This is a genomic window from Caballeronia arvi, from assembly GCF_001544695.2.
Classification (GTDB): Bacteria; Pseudomonadota; Gammaproteobacteria; order Burkholderiales; family Burkholderiaceae; genus Caballeronia; species Caballeronia arvi.
This window is the reverse complement of record NZ_FCOM02000008.1, coordinates 74,232-93,357: the sequence shown is the minus strand read 5'-3', so window position 1 is coordinate 93,357 and position 19,126 is coordinate 74,232. Positions and strand designations below refer to the sequence as shown.

At 64.0% G+C, this 19,126-nt stretch carries 19 protein-coding genes; 12 read left to right on the top strand and 7 right to left on the bottom strand.

All coding sequences use genetic code 11. From position 1 onward, the window contains the following. The first annotated feature begins 1 nt into the window (after position 1). On the top strand, positions 2-1,561 hold the full coding sequence (locus AWB74_RS12015) for a glycerol-3-phosphate dehydrogenase/oxidase (protein ID WP_061146990.1): 1,560 nt from the start codon (positions 2-4) through the stop codon (positions 1,559-1,561). A 16-nt stretch (positions 1,562-1,577) separates the two neighbouring features. Here the strand turns inward: AWB74_RS12015 and AWB74_RS12010 are convergent, their stop codons facing one another. After that, the gene (locus tag AWB74_RS12010) at positions 1,578-2,942 is read right to left on the bottom strand and encodes an epoxide hydrolase family protein (protein WP_061146989.1); all 1,365 of its coding nucleotides are present in this window, start codon (positions 2,940-2,942) and stop codon (positions 1,578-1,580) included. Positions 2,943-2,981: 39 nt separating this feature from the next. Beyond that, positions 2,982-3,905: an SDR family NAD(P)-dependent oxidoreductase gene (locus tag AWB74_RS12005; RefSeq protein WP_061146988.1), complete on the bottom strand. Its 924-nt coding sequence runs from the start codon at positions 3,903-3,905 to the stop codon at positions 2,982-2,984. Positions 3,906-4,183: 278 nt separating this feature from the next. Between AWB74_RS12005 and AWB74_RS12000 the strand changes: the two genes are divergently transcribed. Then, positions 4,184-5,569 carry an FAD-binding oxidoreductase gene (locus AWB74_RS12000; RefSeq protein WP_061146987.1) on the top strand — a complete coding sequence of 462 codons (1,386 nt, stop codon included), beginning with the start codon at positions 4,184-4,186 and terminating at the stop codon, positions 5,567-5,569. 13 nt (positions 5,570-5,582) lie between these two features. Here AWB74_RS12000 and AWB74_RS11995 read toward each other — a convergent pair whose 3' ends face one another. Then, positions 5,583-5,912, bottom strand: a complete 330-nt coding sequence (locus tag AWB74_RS11995) for a DMT family transporter (RefSeq protein ID WP_061146986.1) — start codon at positions 5,910-5,912, stop codon at positions 5,583-5,585. Further along, the gene (gene gstA / locus AWB74_RS11990) at positions 5,909-6,529 is read right to left on the bottom strand and encodes a glutathione transferase GstA (RefSeq protein ID WP_061146985.1); all 621 of its coding nucleotides are present in this window, start codon (positions 6,527-6,529) and stop codon (positions 5,909-5,911) included. The genes AWB74_RS11995 and gstA overlap by 4 nt, the downstream gene beginning before the upstream one ends. A gap of 130 nt (positions 6,530-6,659) precedes the next feature. Here gstA and AWB74_RS11985 point away from each other — a divergent pair, with 130 nt between their 5' ends. After that, positions 6,660-7,580, top strand: coding sequence for a LysR family transcriptional regulator (locus AWB74_RS11985; protein WP_061146984.1), 921 nt, complete (start codon positions 6,660-6,662; stop codon positions 7,578-7,580). A 40-nt stretch (positions 7,581-7,620) separates the two neighbouring features. Here the strand turns inward: AWB74_RS11985 and AWB74_RS11980 are convergent, their stop codons facing one another. Continuing rightward, positions 7,621-8,808, bottom strand: a complete 1,188-nt coding sequence (locus AWB74_RS11980) for an MFS transporter (RefSeq protein ID WP_061146983.1) — start codon at positions 8,806-8,808, stop codon at positions 7,621-7,623. Positions 8,809-8,914: 106 nt separating this feature from the next. Here AWB74_RS11980 and AWB74_RS11975 point away from each other — a divergent pair, with 106 nt between their 5' ends. The 5 genes from AWB74_RS11975 to AWB74_RS11955 all read left to right on the top strand — a co-directional run bounded on the left by AWB74_RS11975 (position 8,915) and on the right by AWB74_RS11955 (position 13,319). Beyond that, on the top strand, positions 8,915-9,904 hold the full coding sequence (locus tag AWB74_RS11975; protein ID WP_061146982.1) for a GlxA family transcriptional regulator: 990 nt from the start codon (positions 8,915-8,917) through the stop codon (positions 9,902-9,904). Between the two features lie 254 nt (positions 9,905-10,158). Beyond that, positions 10,159-10,557: a VOC family protein gene (locus AWB74_RS11970; protein ID WP_061146981.1), complete on the top strand. Its 399-nt coding sequence runs from the start codon at positions 10,159-10,161 to the stop codon at positions 10,555-10,557. Between the two features lie 92 nt (positions 10,558-10,649). Next, entirely contained in the window at positions 10,650-11,294 is a 645-nt protein-coding gene (locus tag AWB74_RS11965; RefSeq protein ID WP_061146980.1) for a twin-arginine translocation signal domain-containing protein, read from the top strand. Between the two features lie 22 nt (positions 11,295-11,316). Beyond that, complete coding sequence (locus AWB74_RS11960; RefSeq protein ID WP_061146979.1) at positions 11,317-12,900, top strand: GMC family oxidoreductase; 1,584 nt, start codon at positions 11,317-11,319, stop codon at positions 12,898-12,900. Between the two features lie 89 nt (positions 12,901-12,989). After that, positions 12,990-13,319 (top strand): ribbon-helix-helix domain-containing protein, encoded by a 330-nt coding sequence (locus AWB74_RS11955; RefSeq protein WP_061147122.1) that lies wholly within the window; start codon positions 12,990-12,992, stop codon positions 13,317-13,319. A 64-nt stretch (positions 13,320-13,383) separates the two neighbouring features. On the opposite strand, the gene AWB74_RS11950 is transcribed toward AWB74_RS11955, so the two are convergent. Together AWB74_RS11950 and AWB74_RS11945 are read right to left on the bottom strand one after the other, a co-directional pair. Beyond that, on the bottom strand, positions 13,384-14,325 hold the full coding sequence (locus tag AWB74_RS11950) for a nucleotidyl transferase AbiEii/AbiGii toxin family protein (RefSeq protein WP_061146978.1): 942 nt from the start codon (positions 14,323-14,325) through the stop codon (positions 13,384-13,386). Beyond that, positions 14,294-15,379, bottom strand: a complete 1,086-nt coding sequence (locus tag AWB74_RS11945) for a type IV toxin-antitoxin system AbiEi family antitoxin (protein WP_061146977.1) — start codon at positions 15,377-15,379, stop codon at positions 14,294-14,296. Before AWB74_RS11945 ends, AWB74_RS11950 begins: the two co-directional genes overlap by 32 nt. Before the next feature lie 469 nt (positions 15,380-15,848). Here AWB74_RS11945 and AWB74_RS11940 point away from each other — a divergent pair, with 469 nt between their 5' ends. The 4 genes from AWB74_RS11940 (at position 15,849) to AWB74_RS11925 (ending at position 19,107) form a co-directional block, all read left to right on the top strand. Next, a complete protein-coding gene (locus tag AWB74_RS11940; protein ID WP_061146976.1) occupies positions 15,849-16,697 on the top strand; it encodes a transporter substrate-binding domain-containing protein in 849 nt (282 codons plus the stop codon). Between the two features lie 75 nt (positions 16,698-16,772). Continuing rightward, positions 16,773-17,495 (top strand): ABC transporter permease, encoded by a 723-nt coding sequence (locus AWB74_RS11935; RefSeq protein WP_061146975.1) that lies wholly within the window; start codon positions 16,773-16,775, stop codon positions 17,493-17,495. A 46-nt stretch (positions 17,496-17,541) separates the two neighbouring features. After that, positions 17,542-18,285 carry an ABC transporter permease gene (locus AWB74_RS11930; protein WP_061146974.1) on the top strand — a complete coding sequence of 248 codons (744 nt, stop codon included), beginning with the start codon at positions 17,542-17,544 and terminating at the stop codon, positions 18,283-18,285. 30 nt (positions 18,286-18,315) lie between these two features. Next, the gene (locus tag AWB74_RS11925; protein ID WP_061146973.1) at positions 18,316-19,107 is read left to right on the top strand and encodes an ABC transporter ATP-binding protein; all 792 of its coding nucleotides are present in this window, start codon (positions 18,316-18,318) and stop codon (positions 19,105-19,107) included. Positions 19,108-19,126: the final 19 nt, after the last annotated feature.

The following is a 19,126-nucleotide window of genomic DNA, read 5'->3' as shown; positions in this document are numbered from 1 at the left end:
CATGCAAGTGACGATTCCACCCGAGCGCGCAGCGCTGCTGCGCGAACTGGACCGCACCCCGGTCTTCGATGTCGTCGTGATCGGCGGCGGTGCGAGCGGCCTCGGCACGGCTGTCGATGCGGCGTCGCGCGGTTATCGGACCTTGTTGCTGGAAGCGCGCGATTTCGCCAAGGGCACGTCCAGCAAGGCCACGAAGCTCGTGCACGGCGGCGTGCGTTATCTCGCGCAGGGCAATGTCCCGCTGGTTCGCGAAGCGCTGCGCGAGCGCGGCCTGCTCGCGCGCAACGCGCCGCATCTCGTGCGTCCGCTGGGCTTCATCGTTCCGGCTTACCGGATGGCCGACAAGCTGACCTACGGCGCGGGGCTCAAGCTCTACGACTGGCTCGCGGGATCGCTCAATCTTGCGGCGAGCCGCAGCCTCGGCCTTGCCGAAACGCGCGCGAAATCGCCGATGCTCGCGGATCATCTGCGCGGACATGCGTTGCGCGGCGGCACGCTCTACTACGACGGCCAGTTCGACGACGCCCGTCTCGCCATCACGCTGATGCGAACGCTCTTCGATCTCGGCGGCCTCGCGTTGAACGATGCCGCCGTGCGCGGCCTGACTTTCGATCGCAGTGCGGGCTGTCATCGGGTCGAAGTGAAAGACGCCGAAACGGGCGATGTGCTCACGGTCGGCGCGCGCTGCCTCGTCAACGCGACGGGCGTGTGGGTCGATTCGATCCGCGCGATGGCCGATCCCGGCGCGCGGCCGATCGTGGCGCCGAGCCAGGGCGTGCATCTGACCTTGCCCGGCCGCTTCCTGCAAAGCCGCGACGCGATTCTCGTGCCGCGCACGCAAGACGGTCGCGTGCTGTTCGTCGTGCCGTGGCGCGGCCACACGATCGTCGGCACGACGGACACGCCGCGTCGCGATCTGCCGCTCGATCCACGCGCGAGCGATGAAGACATCGACTTCATTCTTGCGACGGTGGCGGACTACCTGTCGGTGAAACCCACGCGCGACGATGTCCTGAGCGTCTGGGCAGGCTTGCGTCCGCTCGTGAAGGGCGATGCGGGCGCATCGACGGCGGCGCTTTCGCGCGAGCACACCATCGAAACGAACGCGACGGGCATGATCACCGTAACGGGCGGCAAGTGGACGACGTATCGCCTGATGGCGCAGCAGGTGATCGATCTTGCCGTGACGCAGGGCCTGTTGCCCGCCACGCCATGCCGCACGGCATCGTTGCCGCTGCACGGCGCGACCGCGCAGCAGGGCGGCTGTTACGGCGCCGACGCGGAGTTCATCGCGGAGATACCGGGCGCGGACACGATTCTCGTGCAGGCGAGCGGGCTGACGGAGGCGCAGACGCGCTTCGCGGTGCGCGCGGAGCTGGCGCGCTCGGTGGAGGACGTGCTCGCGCGCCGCAATCGCGCGCTGTTTCTTGATGCGGCAGAGGCGCGCCTCGCCGCGCCGGAGGTCGCCCGGATCATGGCGGAGGAACTCGGGCGCAGCGCGCAATGGCAATCCGACGAAGTCGATCGGTTCGATGCGTTCGCGCGAGCTTGGATGCTGTGATTCCTGTCGAGCAACATCAGACCCGACTGCGCAACGGCCGCAATCCCGCGCGCACTTCCTCGGCGAACAGCTCCGGCTCTTCCCACGCCGCGAAGTGTCCGCCCTTGTCGAGCCGGTTGTACCAGATGAGGTTGTGATAGGCGCGTTCCGTCCAGCTTCGCGGCGCCTGATAGTTCTCGCGCGGGAACACGCTCACGGCGGCGGGCACGGACACGTCGGCCGCGCCGAGGAAACTGAAGTGCGATTCCCAATAGAAGCGCGCGGACGAGACGCCGGTGTTCGTCAGCCAGTAGAGCGTGATGTCGTCGAGCACGTCGTCGCGCGTCAACGCGCCTGACGATACGCCGTTGACGGTGCGGCCGAATACCGCCGATGTCAGCGCCGCGGCAGGTTGCACATAGCCGTCGCCGTGATCGAGCAGCCAGCCCGCGAGACCGACCGGGGAATCCGCGATGCCGTAGAGCGTCTGCGGGCGCGTGCCCATTTCCAGCGCATACGCGCGGCGCTTCTTCGCGGCGCTCGCGAGCTGGTCGTACGCGTGCCGTTCTTCATCGTTCAGGCCGGCGGGCGGCGGATCGCCGGCTTGCAGCGCTTTGCCGATATCAGCGGGAGCGGTCGCCGGGAAGTTGACGTGAATGCCGAGCAATTCGGGCGGCGCCTGCTTGCCCATCACGTTCGCGACCACGCCGCCCAGGTCGCCGCCTTGTGCCGCGAACCTGTCGTAGCCGAGCCGCTTCATCAGCGTGACCCACGCGCGCGCGGTGCGTTCGGGGCCCCAGCCGGTTGTCGTCGGCTTGCCGGACAATCCATAGCCCGGCAGAGATGGAATGACCAGATGAAACGCATCCGATGCGCTCGCGCCGTGCGCCGTGGGATTCGTCAGCGGATCGATGATCTTGAACTGCTCGATGACCGAACCGGGCCACCCATGCGTCACGATGAGCGGCATCGCGTTCTCATGCTTCGAGCGAACGTGGATGAAGTGAATGTCGAGCCCGTCGATTTCGGTGATGAAATTCGGACACGCGTTCAGCTTCGCTTCACACTTGCGCCAGTCGTAATCGGTGGACCAGTGGCGCGCGAGTTCCTGCATCATCGCGAGCGGCACGCCTTGTGAGTCATCGGAGACGGTTTCGCGTTCCGGCCAGCGCGTCGCCCGGATGCGCCGGCGCAAATCGGTGAGCTGCGCCTCGGGCACGTGCACGCGCAGCGGACGGATCGCGTCCTTGTCGCCGTTCGCCGCCTTCGTTATCGAAACGATGGACGGGTTCGATTCTGCAAAAACGAGCGGGCTCAGCGATGCCGCCGCGACGCTGGCCGCCGCGGCCCCCACGAAACGGCGGCGTGTCGGCGACTGCGGAAGGGTAGTGTTGTCGGACATGAGAACTCCTGAGGAAGATGATCTTGTCGGCGCGTGCCGTCAGACGCGGGTGAACTCGGCGGCGTGCCGTTCGACGAACTCGCGCATGCTCGTCGGCGTCTTGCCGGTGAGCCTGAAGAGGTCGTCGGTGAGACGGTCGTAGCGGCCCTGGGCGTGCAGTGCGCCCATCGTCGCGAGATGCCGGGCGAGATGGTCGGGCACGCGCATCTCGCGAAGCGTGTCGGCCCATGCTTCGATCGGCACGTCGCGGTAGCGGATCGTCCGGCCGAGCACGTCGGAGAAGACCTGCGCGTAGTGATCCAGACTCGCCGACTCGGGACCGGTCAGGTTATAGATCGCGCCGATGTGCGGCGCGGGATCGTCGAGAATCTCCGCGACTGCACGCGCCACGTCCACCGCCGATACGGGCGACGTCCTGCCGTTGCCGAGCGGCACAGCGAGTTCGTCGCGCTCGCGTATGCCTTCTGCTGCGAGCACGCGGAAGAAGCCTTCGAGAAACACCGTGGGCCGCACCGTGACGACCGGCAGCCCCGACCATTGCAGCGCCTGCTCGGCGAGCCAGTGCAGCTTGTGCTGCGGGCTGTCAGTGGTTTCGGTGATGCTCATCTGCGTGACCGTCATCTGCGACATGTTCACGAACGCTTCGACGCTATGATGGCGCGCCACGGCCGCCGTGTTCACCGTGGCTTCGAGATACTGCGCGGACACGGACATGCCGAAGTAGATGCGCGCGACGCCTTCGATCGCGCGATGCATCGAAGCGAGGTCGGTCAGATCGCCTTGCACGACTTCGGCGCCGAGCTTGCGCAAGTCGTCTGCGCGAGCATCCTCGCGGCGCACGAGCGCACGCACCTTGTGCCCTTTTTCAAGCAGCATTTCAGTGAGATGACGGCCGATGCCGCCCACCGCGCCCGCTGCGCCCGTCACGAGAATCGGGCGGTCATGTCCAGATGCGTTCGTCATGTCGATACCTTCATGAAATTGATTTGTGCATATGCACATAAATACTTGCGCGATGCGTTGCCGATGCAATCGCGCGATGGACGTATTGAAGCCTGCGGACGTATCGCGCACGTGTCTAAGACGAGGCGTTGTGTAAGCGCGCGTATCTGCGTGCCGGACGGACACGTTGCGATACAAAGCCGGAGCGTCGACGCTGCGACGCATGATGCAGCAGCTTGAACGACGGCTTCGTCATGACTAAGGTAGACAGGACGAGCGGCTTACGGAAGGAGGACGCGATGATCGATCGTTTGGCTCTTCAGCGGGCGGGCTTTCGCGGTGAACTCATCCAGTCCGGCGATGCCGGTTACGACGCTGCCCGCGCCGTCTTCAATGTCTCGATCGACCGGCGTCCTGCGTTGATCGCGCGCTGCCTCGATGCCGACGACGTAGCGAAGATCGTGTTGCTCGCGCAGGAGCACGGCCTGCCGCTGGCCGTGCGCGGCACGGGTCACAACGTTGCCGGATATGGCGTCTGCGACGACGGCATCGTGCTCGATCTGTCGCTGATGAAGGCCATCGCGGTTGATCCGTCGGCGCGCACCGTGCGTGCGGAAAGCGGCTGCAACTGGGGCGAAGTGAATGATGCGCTTCAACCGCACGAACTCGCCGCCACGGGCGGCTTCGTGTCGGTCACCGGCGTGGCAGGCCTGACGCTCGGCGGCGGCTTCGGCTGGCTGGTCCGCAAGCATGGGTTGGCGCTGGACAATCTTCGATCCGCCGAGGTCGTGCTCGCCGATGGCCGCCAGGTGCACGCGAGCGGCAGCGAGAACGAAGAGCTGTTCTGGGCGATCCGCGGCGGCGGCGGCAACTTCGGCGTGGTGACGTCGTTCGAGTTCGACGTGCATCCGGCCGGGACCGTGCTGGCCGGCATCGTGCTTCATCCGGCCAGCACCGCGGCGGATGCCATCCGCACATGGCGCGATCTGCAGGCGGAAGCGCCCGACGAACTGACGCTGGGCGCGCTCTTGCTGCATCTGCCGGACGATCCCTCGCTGCCCGCGCCGATGCGCGGTGCGCCGGTCGCGGGCCTGGGCGGCGTGTATGCGGGTCCGCTGGATGAAGGCGAAAAGGCCCTGCGGCGATTGCGTGAATACGGGCCGCCTCTGGTCGATCAGTTCGCCCCCGCGCTCTACAAGGATGCGCAACGCATGGCGGACCATCTGTGGCCGCCGGGGCTGCGTGGCTACTGGAAATCCAGCTATCTGAAGTCGCTCGACGATGCGGCCATCGGCATCGTCGTCGATCACTTCGCGCGCGTTCCATCGAAACAGACCGTCATCGTGATCGAGTACTACGGCGACAGCGCATGGAGCCGCGCCGACGAGTCGTCGACCGCGTTCGGGCATCGCACCTGGCCGTGGAATATCGTGATCACCTCCGCATGGTCCGATCCGGACGACGGCGAACGGAATATCGCGTGGACGCGCGAACTGCTCGACGCGCTGAGCCCATACCGGGCGCCGGGCGCGTATGTGAACTATCTCGGCGGCGATGAAGGCATCGAGGGTTTGCAGTCGGCGTACGGCGCCAAGCTCGGGCGGCTCGCTGCGATCAAGAGGAAAGTCGATCCGGCGAACCTGTTTCGCATGAATCAGAACATCGCGCCTGCGACGGCGGCGTGAGGATGCGCGCCGCTCACGCCGGCGCCTGCCTGAGCGCGACGATGCCCGCCACGACGAGCACGACGCCAGTCACGCGCAGCATGCTCAACGTCTCGCCGAACAGCGCGGCGCCGAGCAGCACCGTGCCCGATGCGCCGATGCCGGTCCACACCGCGTAAGCGCTCCCGACCGGCAACACGGTCAGCACCCGGCCGAGCAGCCAGACGAACGCGGCGAGCAGGACGAGCGAGAGCGCCGTCCAGCCCGGCCGCGTGTAGCCATGCGCGTACTTCATCGCGACGGCCCATGCGACATCCAGCAAGCCCGACACGACGAGCAGCAGCCACGCGATGCCCTGGCTCATGTCTTCATGCCTTCGGCGCGCATCGCCTCGCGAACGGCGGGCCGCGCCGACACGCGCTCCATGAACGCGCCCAGCGACGGGAACGGCGCCACATCGATCTTCGTCGCTGATGTCCAGCCCGCGATCGTGAAGAGATAGGCGTCCGCGGCCGTGAAAGTATCGCCGAGCAAAAACGGACCGCGATCGCGCAGATGACGCTCCACGAATGCGAGCCGTTGCGCGATCCGTGCGCGTGCCGCGGCCTGCGCCTGCGCGCCGTATTCCGGATGAAAGAGCCACGGACTGAACATCTTGTGCAGTTCCGTCGCGATGAAGCCGAGCCACGTCTGCAACGCGACGCGCTCACGCGTGCCCGCTGGCGGCGCGAGACGGCTTTCGGGCTTCAGGTCGGCGAGATACTGCACGATCGCGCTGCCTTCGGTGAGGATCGAGCCGTCGTCGAGTTGCAGCGCGGGAACGTAGCCGTTCGGATTGACCGTCGTGAAATCGACGCCCGTTTCGGTGATGTGCGGTGTCCTGAAGATATCGACACGTTCGAGTTCGAGCGCGATGCCCGCCTCCCGCGCGACGATATGCGGAGACAGCGAGCACGTTCCAGCGGCGTAATAGAGCTTCATGAGCAACCTCTCTCGTGGATGAATCGAACTGAATCGGACGAGTGCAGGTTAGTCATTGCGTGCGCGCAAGTCCATTGTCTACGGGAAAGCCGCGCTTGCGACGATGCAAGCCGTCGCCTAATCTCGATGCATGGAAGACTGGAACGAACTTCGTCTCGTGCTCGCGATTCAGCGCGGCGGCGGCCTCACGGCTGCGTCCGCGGCGCTGGGCATCGATCATTCGACCGCGTTTCGCCGCCTGAAGGCGCTCGAAGCGCAGCTCGGCGTGCGCCTGTTCGAACGCCTGCCCGGCGGCGTCTATCAGCCGACGGAAGCGGGCGCGCGCATCGCGGCGGGCGCGGAGCGCATGGAGGACGAATTCCTCGCGCTCGGCCGCGATGTCGTCGGTGGCGATCATCGCCTGAGCGGGCGCTTGCGCGTCACGTCGTCGGAGACGCTCGCATACAGCCAGCTCACCGCGCATCTTGCCGCCTTCCGGCGGGCGCATCCGGGGATCGTCGTCGAATTGTCGATCGACAATCGCGTGCTCAGCCTGTCGCGGCGCGAGGCCGATATCGCGCTGCGCCCGGTGCGTCCGAAGGAAGGCGATTTGTGGGGCAGAAAGCTGGCTGGCGTCGCGTGGGCGCTGTATGCCGCGCCGGCTTACGTCGAAGCGCACGGCGGCGTGCCGAAAAGCGGCAAGCTCGACGGTCACGCGCTGATCGGATGGGACGAGGCGGCCTCGGGCATTCGCGCGGCGGAATGGCTCGCGCAGTCGGCGGCGCCGTCGGCGGTGGTGTATCGGACGAACAGTCTCGTGAATCAGCTCATCGCGGCGCGCGCGGGCGTCGGTCTCGCGTTGCTGCCGTGCTATCTCGGCGACGACGATCCCGGCGTGGTGCGGGCCGCCGCGCGTCCGGTCGCAGAGCTGGAAGGCGAATTGTGGATCGTCACGCACGCCGACCTGAGGAAGACGGCGCGCGTGCGGGCGTTCTTCGATCTCGTCGGTGCAGGGCTTGCGAATCAGGCGGATCTTTTCGAGGGCAGGCGCAGTGGACGCGCCATCGTCTGAGGAGCTTTCGCCGTCATCCGCTCACTGAAGGATCGCTCGCTCATGAGAATGTCCGTGAATCGCCCGTTACGCGATGCCGAATACCGGGCCGCTCGATACGGCGATGCGCGGCCTCGGCGCATACGAAAGAGATTGCAATGAGCGCGGCGGCGACGAGACTCAGATATTGCGCCCCGATCGACGGAATCAAAGCGCCGCCCAGCAGCCCCGAACACGCGAGACCGATGTAAGTCGCCGTGTTGTTCAGCGCGAGCAGCAGCGGCGCGACCTGCGGCGAAATCTGCACGAGGCGATGCTGTTGCGGAACGATGAGCCCCCATCCGCACACGCCCCAGATCGCGAGCGCTATCGCGGCGCTGAATGCGTTCGCGGACGTCCACGGCAGCGCGCAGAAATTGACGATGGCGAGCCACAGCATCGCATTGATGATCTTGCGGCCGTCGAGCCGATCCACCAGCCGGCCGGCCAGCAGGTTGCCCGCGGTCGCCGCCACGCCCCACAACAGGAACAGCCCGGCGAGGATGCGTTCGTCGCCATGCGTCACGCGTTCCAGCACGACGCCCGCATACGTGTAGACCATCAGAAATCCGCCGAACGCGAACAGCGACGTGAGCAAGGTGAGCGCGATGCGCGCATCGCGGACAGGCGCAAGCCGTTCCCGCAGTCTGACCGATGCCGGGCGCGGCACCGATGGCAGCATCGTCCATACGCCGATCATCGCGACGAGGCCGAGCAGCGTGACGAACCAGAGCGTCGTTCGCCAGCTCCCGAATCCGCCGATGAACGTGCCGATCGGCGAGCCGAGCGCCGTTGCGGCCGTGAGACCGGCCGTGACCATCGCGAGCGCGCGGCCGCGCTTCTCGGGCGCCGCAAGGGCGGACGCGACGCCCAGCGCGGTGGGCGCGAACAACGCCGCGCCGAATCCGGCGAGCGCGCGCGCGAAGAGAACCCAGTGCAAGTCATCGGCGAGCGCGCTGATCGCATTGCCGACGACGAAAATGCCGAGCGCCGAAATCAGCAAGAGCTTGCGCGGCCAGTTGCCCGCCACGGCGGCCATGACGGGCGCGGCCACCGCATAAGTCAGCGCGTAGAACGTCACCATCAGTCCGGCCAGCCCGACCGATGTGTGCAGCGACGCCGCGACGCCCGGAAGAATGCCGGCGACGACGAAGTTGTCGGTGCCCATCGCGAACATGCCGGTTGCCAGTATCAGAAGTCGACGATCCATACGAAGTTAGCGGTGAATCCGGTTGGAAAACCCAAGGATAGTCGTCGTTGACCGTGTCTCAAATGTCGTATATACAATGAATTTCGGACATGAAGAAGGGCGCGCTATGCACACCATCGGCTTTGTGGTGTTTCCGAATTTCTATCTGCTGGGATTCTCGGCAGTCACCGCGTTCGAACTCGCGAACGCCGTGCTGGGCGAGCCTGCGTACGGGGTCACGGTGCTGTCCGAGCAGGGCGGGCTGGTGCTGTCATCGGCGGGGGTGCGCGTGGAAACGCAGGCGTTCGGCGACGCCGCTTTCGACACCGTGATGTTCGCGTCGGGCGTCGAAACCGATATCGTGTCGGCGGCATTGACGACGTTCGTCAGGCGTTCGCTGGACACGTCGAGACGGATCGCGGCGCCCTGCACCGGCGCGTTCATCCTGGCCGAAGCGGGCGTGCTCGACGGCCGCCGCGCCACGACGCACTGGCGCTTCGCCAACGACTTGCAGCGCCGTTTTCCCCGAGTGACCGTCGAAGAGGACCAGATTTTCATCGTCGACGGACCGGTGTGGACGTCGGCAGGCATGACGGCCACCATCGACATGGCGCTCGCCATGATCGAGAAGGATCACGGCCAAGAAGTCTCGCGCGCGGTGGCGCGCAAGCTCGTCATCTACCATCGGCGCGCTGGCGGGCAATCGCAGTTTTCTACTTTGCTCGATCTCGAACCCAAATCGGACAAGATCCAGAAAGCCATCGACCATGCGAACGCGAATCTGCGCAATCCATTGACGGTCGAGGAACTCGCGGATGTCGCGGGCCTGAGTCCGCGCCAGTTCAGCCGCGCATTCGGCGCCGAGACCGGCCAGACGCCTGCCAAGGCTATCGAGCATCTGCGCGTGGAAGCGGCGCGCTTGCTGCTGGAAAAAGGGCGGCTTTCGCTGGACGTGATCGCGGACGAAGTCGGCTTCGCGGATCGCGAGAGAATGAGGCGCGCGTTTCTGCGCACGATCGGACAACCGCCGCAGGCCGTGCGCCGCATCGGCAGGGAAGGCCGCGAGCGCGGGGCGGATCGATCCATCGATGAAAATGATACGGTATCCGAACGATGAATCCCGGCCTCTCCCCGTGCGAGTGAAGAGAGCGATCGGCAAGAGGGTTAACACCAATCAGAAAGCCTTACCGCCGATGCAATGCGAGCTTGCGGCGGCGAGCCAATAATTTCAACTCGAAAGGCTCGCGCCTCCTAAAATTTAACCGTCTATTACCCCTCGCTTCGTCACTCTAGGTAGATTGTTCGTCAGGAACGCGATTGCGCAGTGCATCACTCGGCTATGAGACCGCCACTCTTCTTCAAGGAGCGCCAATGCCAAAGCTGATTCATACCATGATTCGCGTTCGCGACCTCGACCGCTCACTGGACTTCTATCGATCCGCACTTGGACTGACGCCGAGTCATCGCCTGGATTTCGATGACTTTTCGCTCGTCTATCTGCGCAACGACGAGACCGAAGCCGAGATCGAACTCACCTGGAACAAGGGACGCGACACGCCTTACACGCATGGCGACGGCTATGGCCACTTCGCTGTCGTCGTCGATGACGTCCGCGCGGAACACGAGCGCCTCGCCGGTCTGAAACTGCAGCCCAAAGACGTGAAGGAATTCAAGGATGGCAAGGGCGAACTCATCGCCCGATTCTTTTTCCTGGAAGACCCGGACGGCTACAAGATCGAAGTACTCGAAAAGCACGGACATTACCGCTGACGCATTCGAACATAACAATCAGAAAAAATCAGAAAACGTATCGCGCAGGACCACATACATAAGTTGTTGCAGTGCCCCACAAGGAGAGAGACATGCGAGACACGATCATTCCGATCGTCGCGCAGCGGCGCGCGCACGACGGTGGACATCATCACGACCATGATGAAAGCGCCGCCGCACCCCCGAAGATCGCACTGACACGGCGCGAATTCCTGCGCGGCACGGGCGTGCTCGTCGGCACGATCGCGGCGACGTCGATCTTTGCGAGCCTCGCGCCGAGCCGCGTCTGGGCGCTCGAAATGCAGGGGCTCGACACGCATCAGGGGGAAGTGCTTTTGCAGGTCACGCGGCAGATCTACCCGCACGCCACGCTCGATGACGCCGTCTATGCGCTCGTCGTCAAGGATCTCGACGCCAAGGCGAAAGCCGATCCGGCGGTGCGTCAGCAACTCGCCGATGGTGTCGCCCAGCTCGACGCCAAAGCCGGCTCCGACTGGACCAAACGCAGCGCGAACGACAAGGCGCAGGACGTCGCCGCGCTCGCGGGCACGCCGTTCTTCGCGACCGTGCGCAGCACCGCCGTGGTCTCGCTGTACAGCAATCCGCTGGCGTACGAGCACTTCGGCTACGGCGCGTCGAAGGGCGACGGTGGGTATCTGCATCAGGGCTTCAACAGTCTGTCGTGGCTGCCCGATCCGCCCGCGGGCGCGAGCGGTCCCATCCCGACCGACAGCTGAACAACCACGAGCGGAGACCGACATGGATCAGGGTAACAAGGTGCAGTTCAAGCACAGCGACGGCAATGTGGTCGTCGTCATCGGATCGGGTGCGGGCGGCGGCACGCTCGCCAACGAGCTTGCGCAAAAGGGCATCGACGTCGTCGTGCTCGAAGCGGGCAAGCTGCATACGCAAGGCGATTTCTCCACATCGGAGTGGGACGCCTTCAAGATGCTTTCATGGCTCGACACGCGCACGACGTCCGGCTCGTGGCGCGTGGCAAAGGATTTTCCGAACCTGCCGGCGTGGGTCTGCAAGACGGTCGGCGGCACGACGACGCACTGGGCGGGCGCGAGCCTGCGCATCCAGCCGCACGAGTTCAAGGCGAAGACCACATATGGCGACGTGCAGGGCGCCAGTCTGCTCGACTGGCCCATCACGCGCGCCGATCTCGACCCGTACTACGACCGCGCCGAGAAGAAGATGGGCGTGACGCGCACGAACGGTCTGCCGGGTCTGCCGGGCAACAACAACTTCAAGGTGATGTCGGCGGGCGCGATGAAGGTGGGCTACAAGGCCTGCAACACCGGCCACATGGCGATCAACAGCACGGTGCGCGACGACCGCACGCATTGCTTTCAGCGCGGCTTCTGCTTTCAGGGCTGCCGCATGGGTGCGAAGTGGTCGACGCTCTATACGGAGCTGCCACGTGCGCAGGCGACGGGCCATATGGAGCTGCGCACCGAGGCGCATGTCGTGAAGATCGAGCACGATGCGCGCGGCAAGGCGACGGGCGTCGTCTATTACGATGCGAAGGGCAAGCTGCAACGTCAGCGTGCGCGCGTCGTCGCGGTGGCGGGCAACGCGATCGAGACGCCGCGCCTGTTGCTCAATTCGCAGTCGGGCAAATTCCCCGATGGCCTCGCGAATGGCTCCGGTCAGGTGGGACGCAATTACATGCGGCACACGACCGGCTCGGTCTACGGCGTGTTCAACGACAAGGTCGAGATGTTCAAGGGCACGACGATGGCGGGCATCATCGAGGATGAAGCCGTGTTCGAGCCGAAGCGCGGCTTCGCGGGCGGCTATCACATGGAGACGATCTCGCTCGGCCTGCCGTTCTATGCGGCGTTTCTCGATCCGGGCGCGTGGGGCCCGAACTTCACGGCGGCGCTCGATCAGTATCAGTACACGGCGGGCATGTGGATCGTCGGCGAAGATATGCCGCGCGAGTCGAATCGCATCACACTCAATACGAACGTGAAGGATCAGTACGGCTTGTCGGTGCCGAACGTCCATTTCGACGATCATCCGAACGACGAAGCGATGCGCGAGCACGCGTTCAAGCAGGGCAGCGCCGTGTACGAGGCGGCGGGCGCGAAGGCGACGTACATCGTGCCGCCGTATCCGTCGACGCACAATCTCGGCACCGCGCGCATGAGCGCGAAGGCCAGCGACGGCGTCTGCAATCCGCACGGCCAGACGCACGAAGTGGCGAACCTGTTCATCTCCGATGGCAGTCAGTTCACCACGGGCGCCGCCGAGAACCCGACGCTCACGATCGTCACGCTCGCCATTCGCCAGGCGGACTACATCGCCGGTCAGATGAAGCAGCGCAGGGTTTGACGCCGTTGCGGCTGGATGTTTGCGGGAGTAGTTTGTTTCATTGGCCGTCGTGCGCGCGCATGACGGCCGCTTTGCCGGAGGCTATCGTCATGTGTCGGGTGTATATCAACGCCGATCCGATTCTGTATGAATCGCGCACGCGCTCGCTGCGCATTCATGGCGTGATCACCACGGTCCGGCTCGAAAATCTCTTCTGGGACGTGCTGCAGGAAATCGCCGGGCGCGAGAACCTGACGACCAGCCAGTTCGCCGTCAAGCTCTACGATGAACTCATCGCGCTGCGTGGGGAGGTGCCGACGAATTTTGCGTCGTTTCTGAGGGTTTGCTGTTTGCGGTATCTGTCGATGCGGGAGGGGAAGCAAGCGGTGGACAGTGAGGCGGCGGGTGGGGCGGGGTTGAGGGTGTTGAAGGCGGGGTAGGGGACGAGCGTTGGCGGGTGGTCGGCCTTGGCAGTCGTTCAGCGACTACCCTCCATCGTGCGGATCAGGCCTTTGCGGCGGGCTCCGCTTCGTGTCCACTGATGGCGTTGCCGCTCTCGCTGCGCTTGCCCAGCACCTCCTCCGCGAAAGCTTTCAGGAGCGCATCTGAGTCATCGACGAAGCCCCCTAGGATCGTCGCAGCGCGTGCCTCAAGATCTCGTCTCAATGTCTCGTAGGTTTCGGCTGACTGCAGTAATCCTCGCAGTGCGGCAAGGGTCTCTGGATACGCGAGATCGGAGACCTCGCGTCCGAGCAGTGCTGCCGCAGCCAAATTTACATCGAACTCGAAGGCTTCGAGCTGATCCATCGCCTCTTCGAAAATCCGCGCCGTATTCCCGGCTTCGAAATAGTTGCGTAGAACGAACAGAAGGTCCGAGGCGTCCGTGTTTTTCTTCAGACGTCTGTCCTGCCACGCGAAGATCTTGAGCAAAACGAATGCGGGCACTGTCAGAACGGGGATCACAACGCCCTCGCCGATGTCCACGGGTTGTGCCGTGTCTACCGCCTCCTGAAAGCCAAGGACGGTCATCACGACCTCGCCATCCGGCGGCCAGTGAAGCTCTCCAGGTCGGGCCTCGATCTGGCCAAAGGGCACGATGTCGAGCTCGCTTACGTGGTCCTCGGGGCCACGCGTGTAAAGCAACTTCTGCTGCTGCGTCGGATGGCGCGCAAAGCGCCGGGTCTGAATCAACAGATCAATCAGGGCTTCGTGAAACTCCCAGCTTACCGCGCAGACTGCAATATCGACGTCGCGAGTGGCAACAGTCGCCTTGCGGTCGTGGAGGTGCCACATCAGGATGTCGCGCGCCGTCGCGCCTGCGAGCACGAAACTCGTGCCGAGTGCCTGACAGGCGTCTTTGACGTCGCGAAGCAACGCGATCGTGAGTGCCTCCACCGGACGCTCGTCAGGGACTTTAAGCACGTTCTTCTGTGAGGTATCGTTCATAGATGGTTTGGGCGACAGCGCGATTTCGATCGTCCGCGGAGGCGATCAGATCGGCATAGACGAGAAGGGGATGAACGACTCCCCGATGGGACAGATGCCAGCCGTTTTCTGCGTCCACCGGCCAAAACGCATCCAGCACTTCGACGGCACCACTCTCGTCAGGCCGAAGCATTCCTTTTGCAACCAATTGGCGAGTTATACCCTCGTGGGAGTAAAACGTCAGCGAAGCAGGCTTGAGTTCGTGCGTCAGGACGTCTGCGCCGGTTTCGCCACCCAATCGAATATCGGGATCACGCAGCCCGGCTTCGCTCCACCATTTTGGATCCTTCGACATGCTGGTAAAGCGGCGCGGGCTGAGCTTTGGCCGCAGACGCACAGCGAACAGGCTCACCCACTCCTCGATGAGTCGGCGGCGGTCAGCAATGAGCCGGCGCCCGCTTTTCTGGACGACCAGTCCCCTGTCCAGCAGATCGTCGATTGCCACATTGACGGTGTTCAGGGCCACCCCCGACTGATCAGCGATCACGCGGTAGGGGGCATAGACGAGGCCGGGCTGCGTCAGGATCGCGAAGGTCACACGTAGCCCCTTGGGCGTTGTTGAGCGGGAACTCGAATCCATACGGGACAGCGCTGGTTTCGAGCGCCCGACGATCATCACGGTGGCTTCGGGCTCCTGGAGGTAGGCGTTGCCAGCAGTATCGAGAAACGGTATGCCGTTGTCGATGAGAATGTCTGCTAGCCGTGTCGAAACATGCTCGGTGACAAGCATCAACGGGCGGGTATCGTTGTCCGCGCGTCGCGTGAGCATGCGACTCACGATGAGGCTTGCGCCTGGTGATCCTGGCCCCGTCTTGAGGCTCACCGGCATATCGAAGTGCTTTCCGGCGATGGAAAATCGAATCCATGCGTCTGTGCCGGCATCGCCTTGAGAACCTCGCTTCCTGGGTGCTGCTACGGGTGCGGCGCGATAAAGGCGTGTTGACTCGGAGAATGCCTCGCAGGCCAGCGCCAGCGTCTGCTGTTCAGCGACCGAACGGTGATCGGAGAGAGCCATCGATGAGGTGTCGTGTACGTTTTTTGTCAGTGTATGCTAAAACCGTACAGCACGCAAAAAACGTACAAATATCCCATCGAGGCTTGTGTATTCGAGCGCAAACGAAATTTCAGAGTCCGTGTACGTTTTTTCGCGGTGTCCCGAAAAAGCATACAACCTGGATTTTGCATACGAAACCGTCCTTATCATTCAGAAGACCGAGCGGAGCCGCAAAACGCCTCGCCGGCCGACTTGCCTATACATCACCGCATCCAGCTCATATAAGACATCCCATCCCCGCGCAGGCACCACGCTCGAATCCCAACCGCGAGATCCATATGGAGCGCGCGCTCCAGAAGTCCTCTAGGTAATTCCCCTTACCCACCCATCATCTCCTTGCGTCTTTTTTCGACGTCATGCAGACTTGTCTATACAAGATCGTGACGACGACGGCTCAATTGACGAAACACGAAGACGAAAGGACGTGGAGATGAACGCGAAACAGTTTTCTGCAAAGTTGCGCCTCGGCATGCTCGCCGGGGTGGTCGCCATCGCGGCGACGTCGGTCCAGGCGAAGGACTGGCAATCGGTGACGATCGCAACAGAGGGCGCATACGCGCCGTGGAACCAGACCTTGCCCGGCGGCAAGCTCGGCGGCTTCGAACCGGAGCTCATGGCCACGCTGTGCACGCGCGCGCAGCTCAAGTGCAATCTCGTCGCGCAGGATTGGGACGGCATGATTCCGGGCCTTCAGGCCGGTAAATTCGATGTCCTCATGGACGTGATCTCGATCACCCCCGAGCGCGAAAAGATCATCGCGTTCTCGCGTCCGTATGCTTCGACGCCCGCGACCTTCGCCGTGTCCGACGATGCCATCCTGCCGAAAGCGTCGCCCGGTGCGCCGGCCGTCAAGCTCACCGGCGACGCGAAGAACGATAAGGCCGTCGTCGACGGGCTGCGCAAGCAGTTGAAGGGCAAGACCATCGGCATCCAGTCGGGCACCGTCTACACGAAGTTCATTCAGGATAACTTCAAGGACATCGCGACGATCCGCGCGTACAAGACGGCGCAGGAGCGTGATCTCGATCTGGCCAACGGCCGCATCGACGCGTCGTTCGACGACCTGACCTACTTCACGTCGGGTTCGGCGGACAAGTCGATTTTCATCGCCGGTCCGAAAATCGGCGGGCCGATCTGGGGTCCGGGCGAAGGCCTCGCGTTCCGCAAGCAAGACGGCGATCTAAAAGCAAAGTTCGATGCGGCGCTCGCCACCGCACTCGCCGACGGCACGGTGAAAACCTTGTCCGAAAAGTGGTTCAAGACGAACGTCGCGCCGTAAGCGCAAAAAGCACGCAACTCGCCTAAAGGCACTCAACGGCACCCCAAGCCGCCGTCAGGCGGCCAGGAGCAAGTCATGTCGCTTTTCCAGATGTTCGGATTCGGCCCCGACGGATGGGGCTCCGCCCTGCTGCTCGGCGCCTTGCTGACCGTCGTCCTGACGATCGCCGCACTCTTCACGGGCGCCATCTTCGGCGGTCTCGTCGCCGCCGCGAAGCTGTCGCGGTTCCGTGCCCTGCGCATAGTCGGCGATCTCTATACGACCGTGTTTCGCGGCGTGCCGGAACTGCTCGTCATCTATCTGTTCTATTTCGGCGGCTCCAGTTTCGTATCGACCATCGGCAAGTGGTTCGGCGCGGACGGCTTCGTCAGCGTTCCACCTTTCCTGATCGGCGCAGTCGCGGTGGGCATGATCTCCGGGTCGTATCAGGCGGAGGTCTATCGTGCGGCGGTGCTCGCGGTGGCGCGCGGCGAACTCGAAGCGGCACGCGCGATCGGCATGCCGGTGCACATGATGGCGCGCCGCATCCTCATTCCCCAGGTCATCCGGTACGCGCTGCCGGGTCTCGGCAACGTCTGGCAGATGAGTCTCAAGGACTCGGCGCTGATCTCGGTCACGGGTCTCGCCGAACTCATGCGCACGAGTCAGATCGCCGCCGGATCGACACATCAGTATTTCGCGTTCTTCATCGCGGGCGGATTGCTCTATCTCGTGATGACGAGCATTTCAGGACGCATCTTCGGCCGCGCCGAGGCATCGGTTGCGCGTTCGTTCCGGCGCAGCTTCGCGCGCAACTGAGCCACCCGAGCCACCGAACGACTGACGCCGTCAGCGGAGACTTCTCATGCCCGTCGATATCAACTTCATGCTCGACACCATGCGCCAGTTGCTGGCCGCGGTGCCGACCACACTCGCACTCTTCTTCGCCTCGCTGGTGCTGGGCGGCCTGCTGTCGCTCGTGATCGTCGCGATGCGCGTCTCGCCGCACTGGCTGCCGCGAAACTTCGGGCGCTTCTACATCTTTGTGTTTCGCGGCTCGCCGCTGCTCATTCAGATGTTTCTCGTCTACTACGGGCTCGGCCAGTTCGGCGTGATCCGCCACAGCTTCCTGTGGCCCGTGCTGCGCGAGCCGTATGTGTGCGCGGTGCTGTCGCTCGCGCTGTGCACGGCGGGCTATACGGCCGAGATCATTCGCGGCGGTCTCATGGCGATTCCGCACGGCCAGATCGAAGCGGGCTATTCGATCGGCCTCTCCGGTTTCGCGCTGCTGCGCCGCGTGATCGGGCCGATTGCGCTGCGGCTCTGCCTGCCCGCGTATTCGACGGAAGCGGTGCTGCTCGTCAAGTCCACCGCGCTCGCAAGCCTCGTCACCGTCTGGGAAGTCACGGGCGTCGCGCAGGAAATCATCCACCAGACGTATCGCACGACGGAAGTCTTCATGTGCGCCGCGCTCATTTATCTGCTGCTCAATTTCGCGATCGTCCGCGTGCTCGGCTTCGTGGAGCGCAGGCTGTCCGGCCATCTGCGTCCGCCGCCTACGCCCGCTGTGGCATCGTCCGCGCCGGTTCAGACGCGCGTCGCATCCTGAGAACTCGCCGCTGTTTTTGGAGAAGAAAGCATGAGTACTGTTTCGCCCGTCGCGCTGTCCGTCAAAGGCATCAAGAAGTCGTTCGGCGATCATCAGGTGCTGAAAGGCATTTCGCTCGATGCCCATGAAGGCGATGTCATTTCCATCCTCGGCGCGAGCGGCTCGGGCAAGAGCACGTTTCTGCGCTGCCTGAATCTGCTGGAAATGCCCGACGACGGCTCCGTGTCGCTCGCCGGCGAAGAACTGAGGATGAAGCGCCGCAACGACGGACGCCTCCAGCCCGCCGACCGCAAGCAAGTGGACCGCGTGCGCTCGCAGTTCGGCATGGTGTTCCAGAGCTTCAATCTCTGGTCGCACATGACGGTGCTGGAAAACGTGATCGAAGGTCCGATCCGCGTGTTGAAAAAGAACCGCGCCGAAGCGGTGGAGCAGGCCGAAGCGCTGCTCGCGAGAGTCGGCCTCGCCGAGAAGCGCAAGCACTATCCTGCGCATCTGTCGGGCGGACAGCAGCAGCGCGTGGCGATCGCGCGCGCCCTCGCGATGGACCCGAAAGTCATGTTGTTCGACGAGCCCACTTCTGCGCTCGATCCCGAACTCGTCGGCGAAGTGCTGCGCGTCATGCGCTCGCTCGCGGACGACGGCCGCACGATGCTCGTCGTCACGCACGAAATGGGCTTCGCGCGGCACGTGTCGAACCGCGTCATGTTCCTGCACGAAGGACGCGTCGAGCTCGACGGCACGCCTGCCGAAGTGTTCGGCGAGCAGAAGTCCGAGCGCTTCCGGCAATTCGTGTCGAGTCATCAGGACCGCAGCACGCACTGAACCTGCAAGACGTTTCATC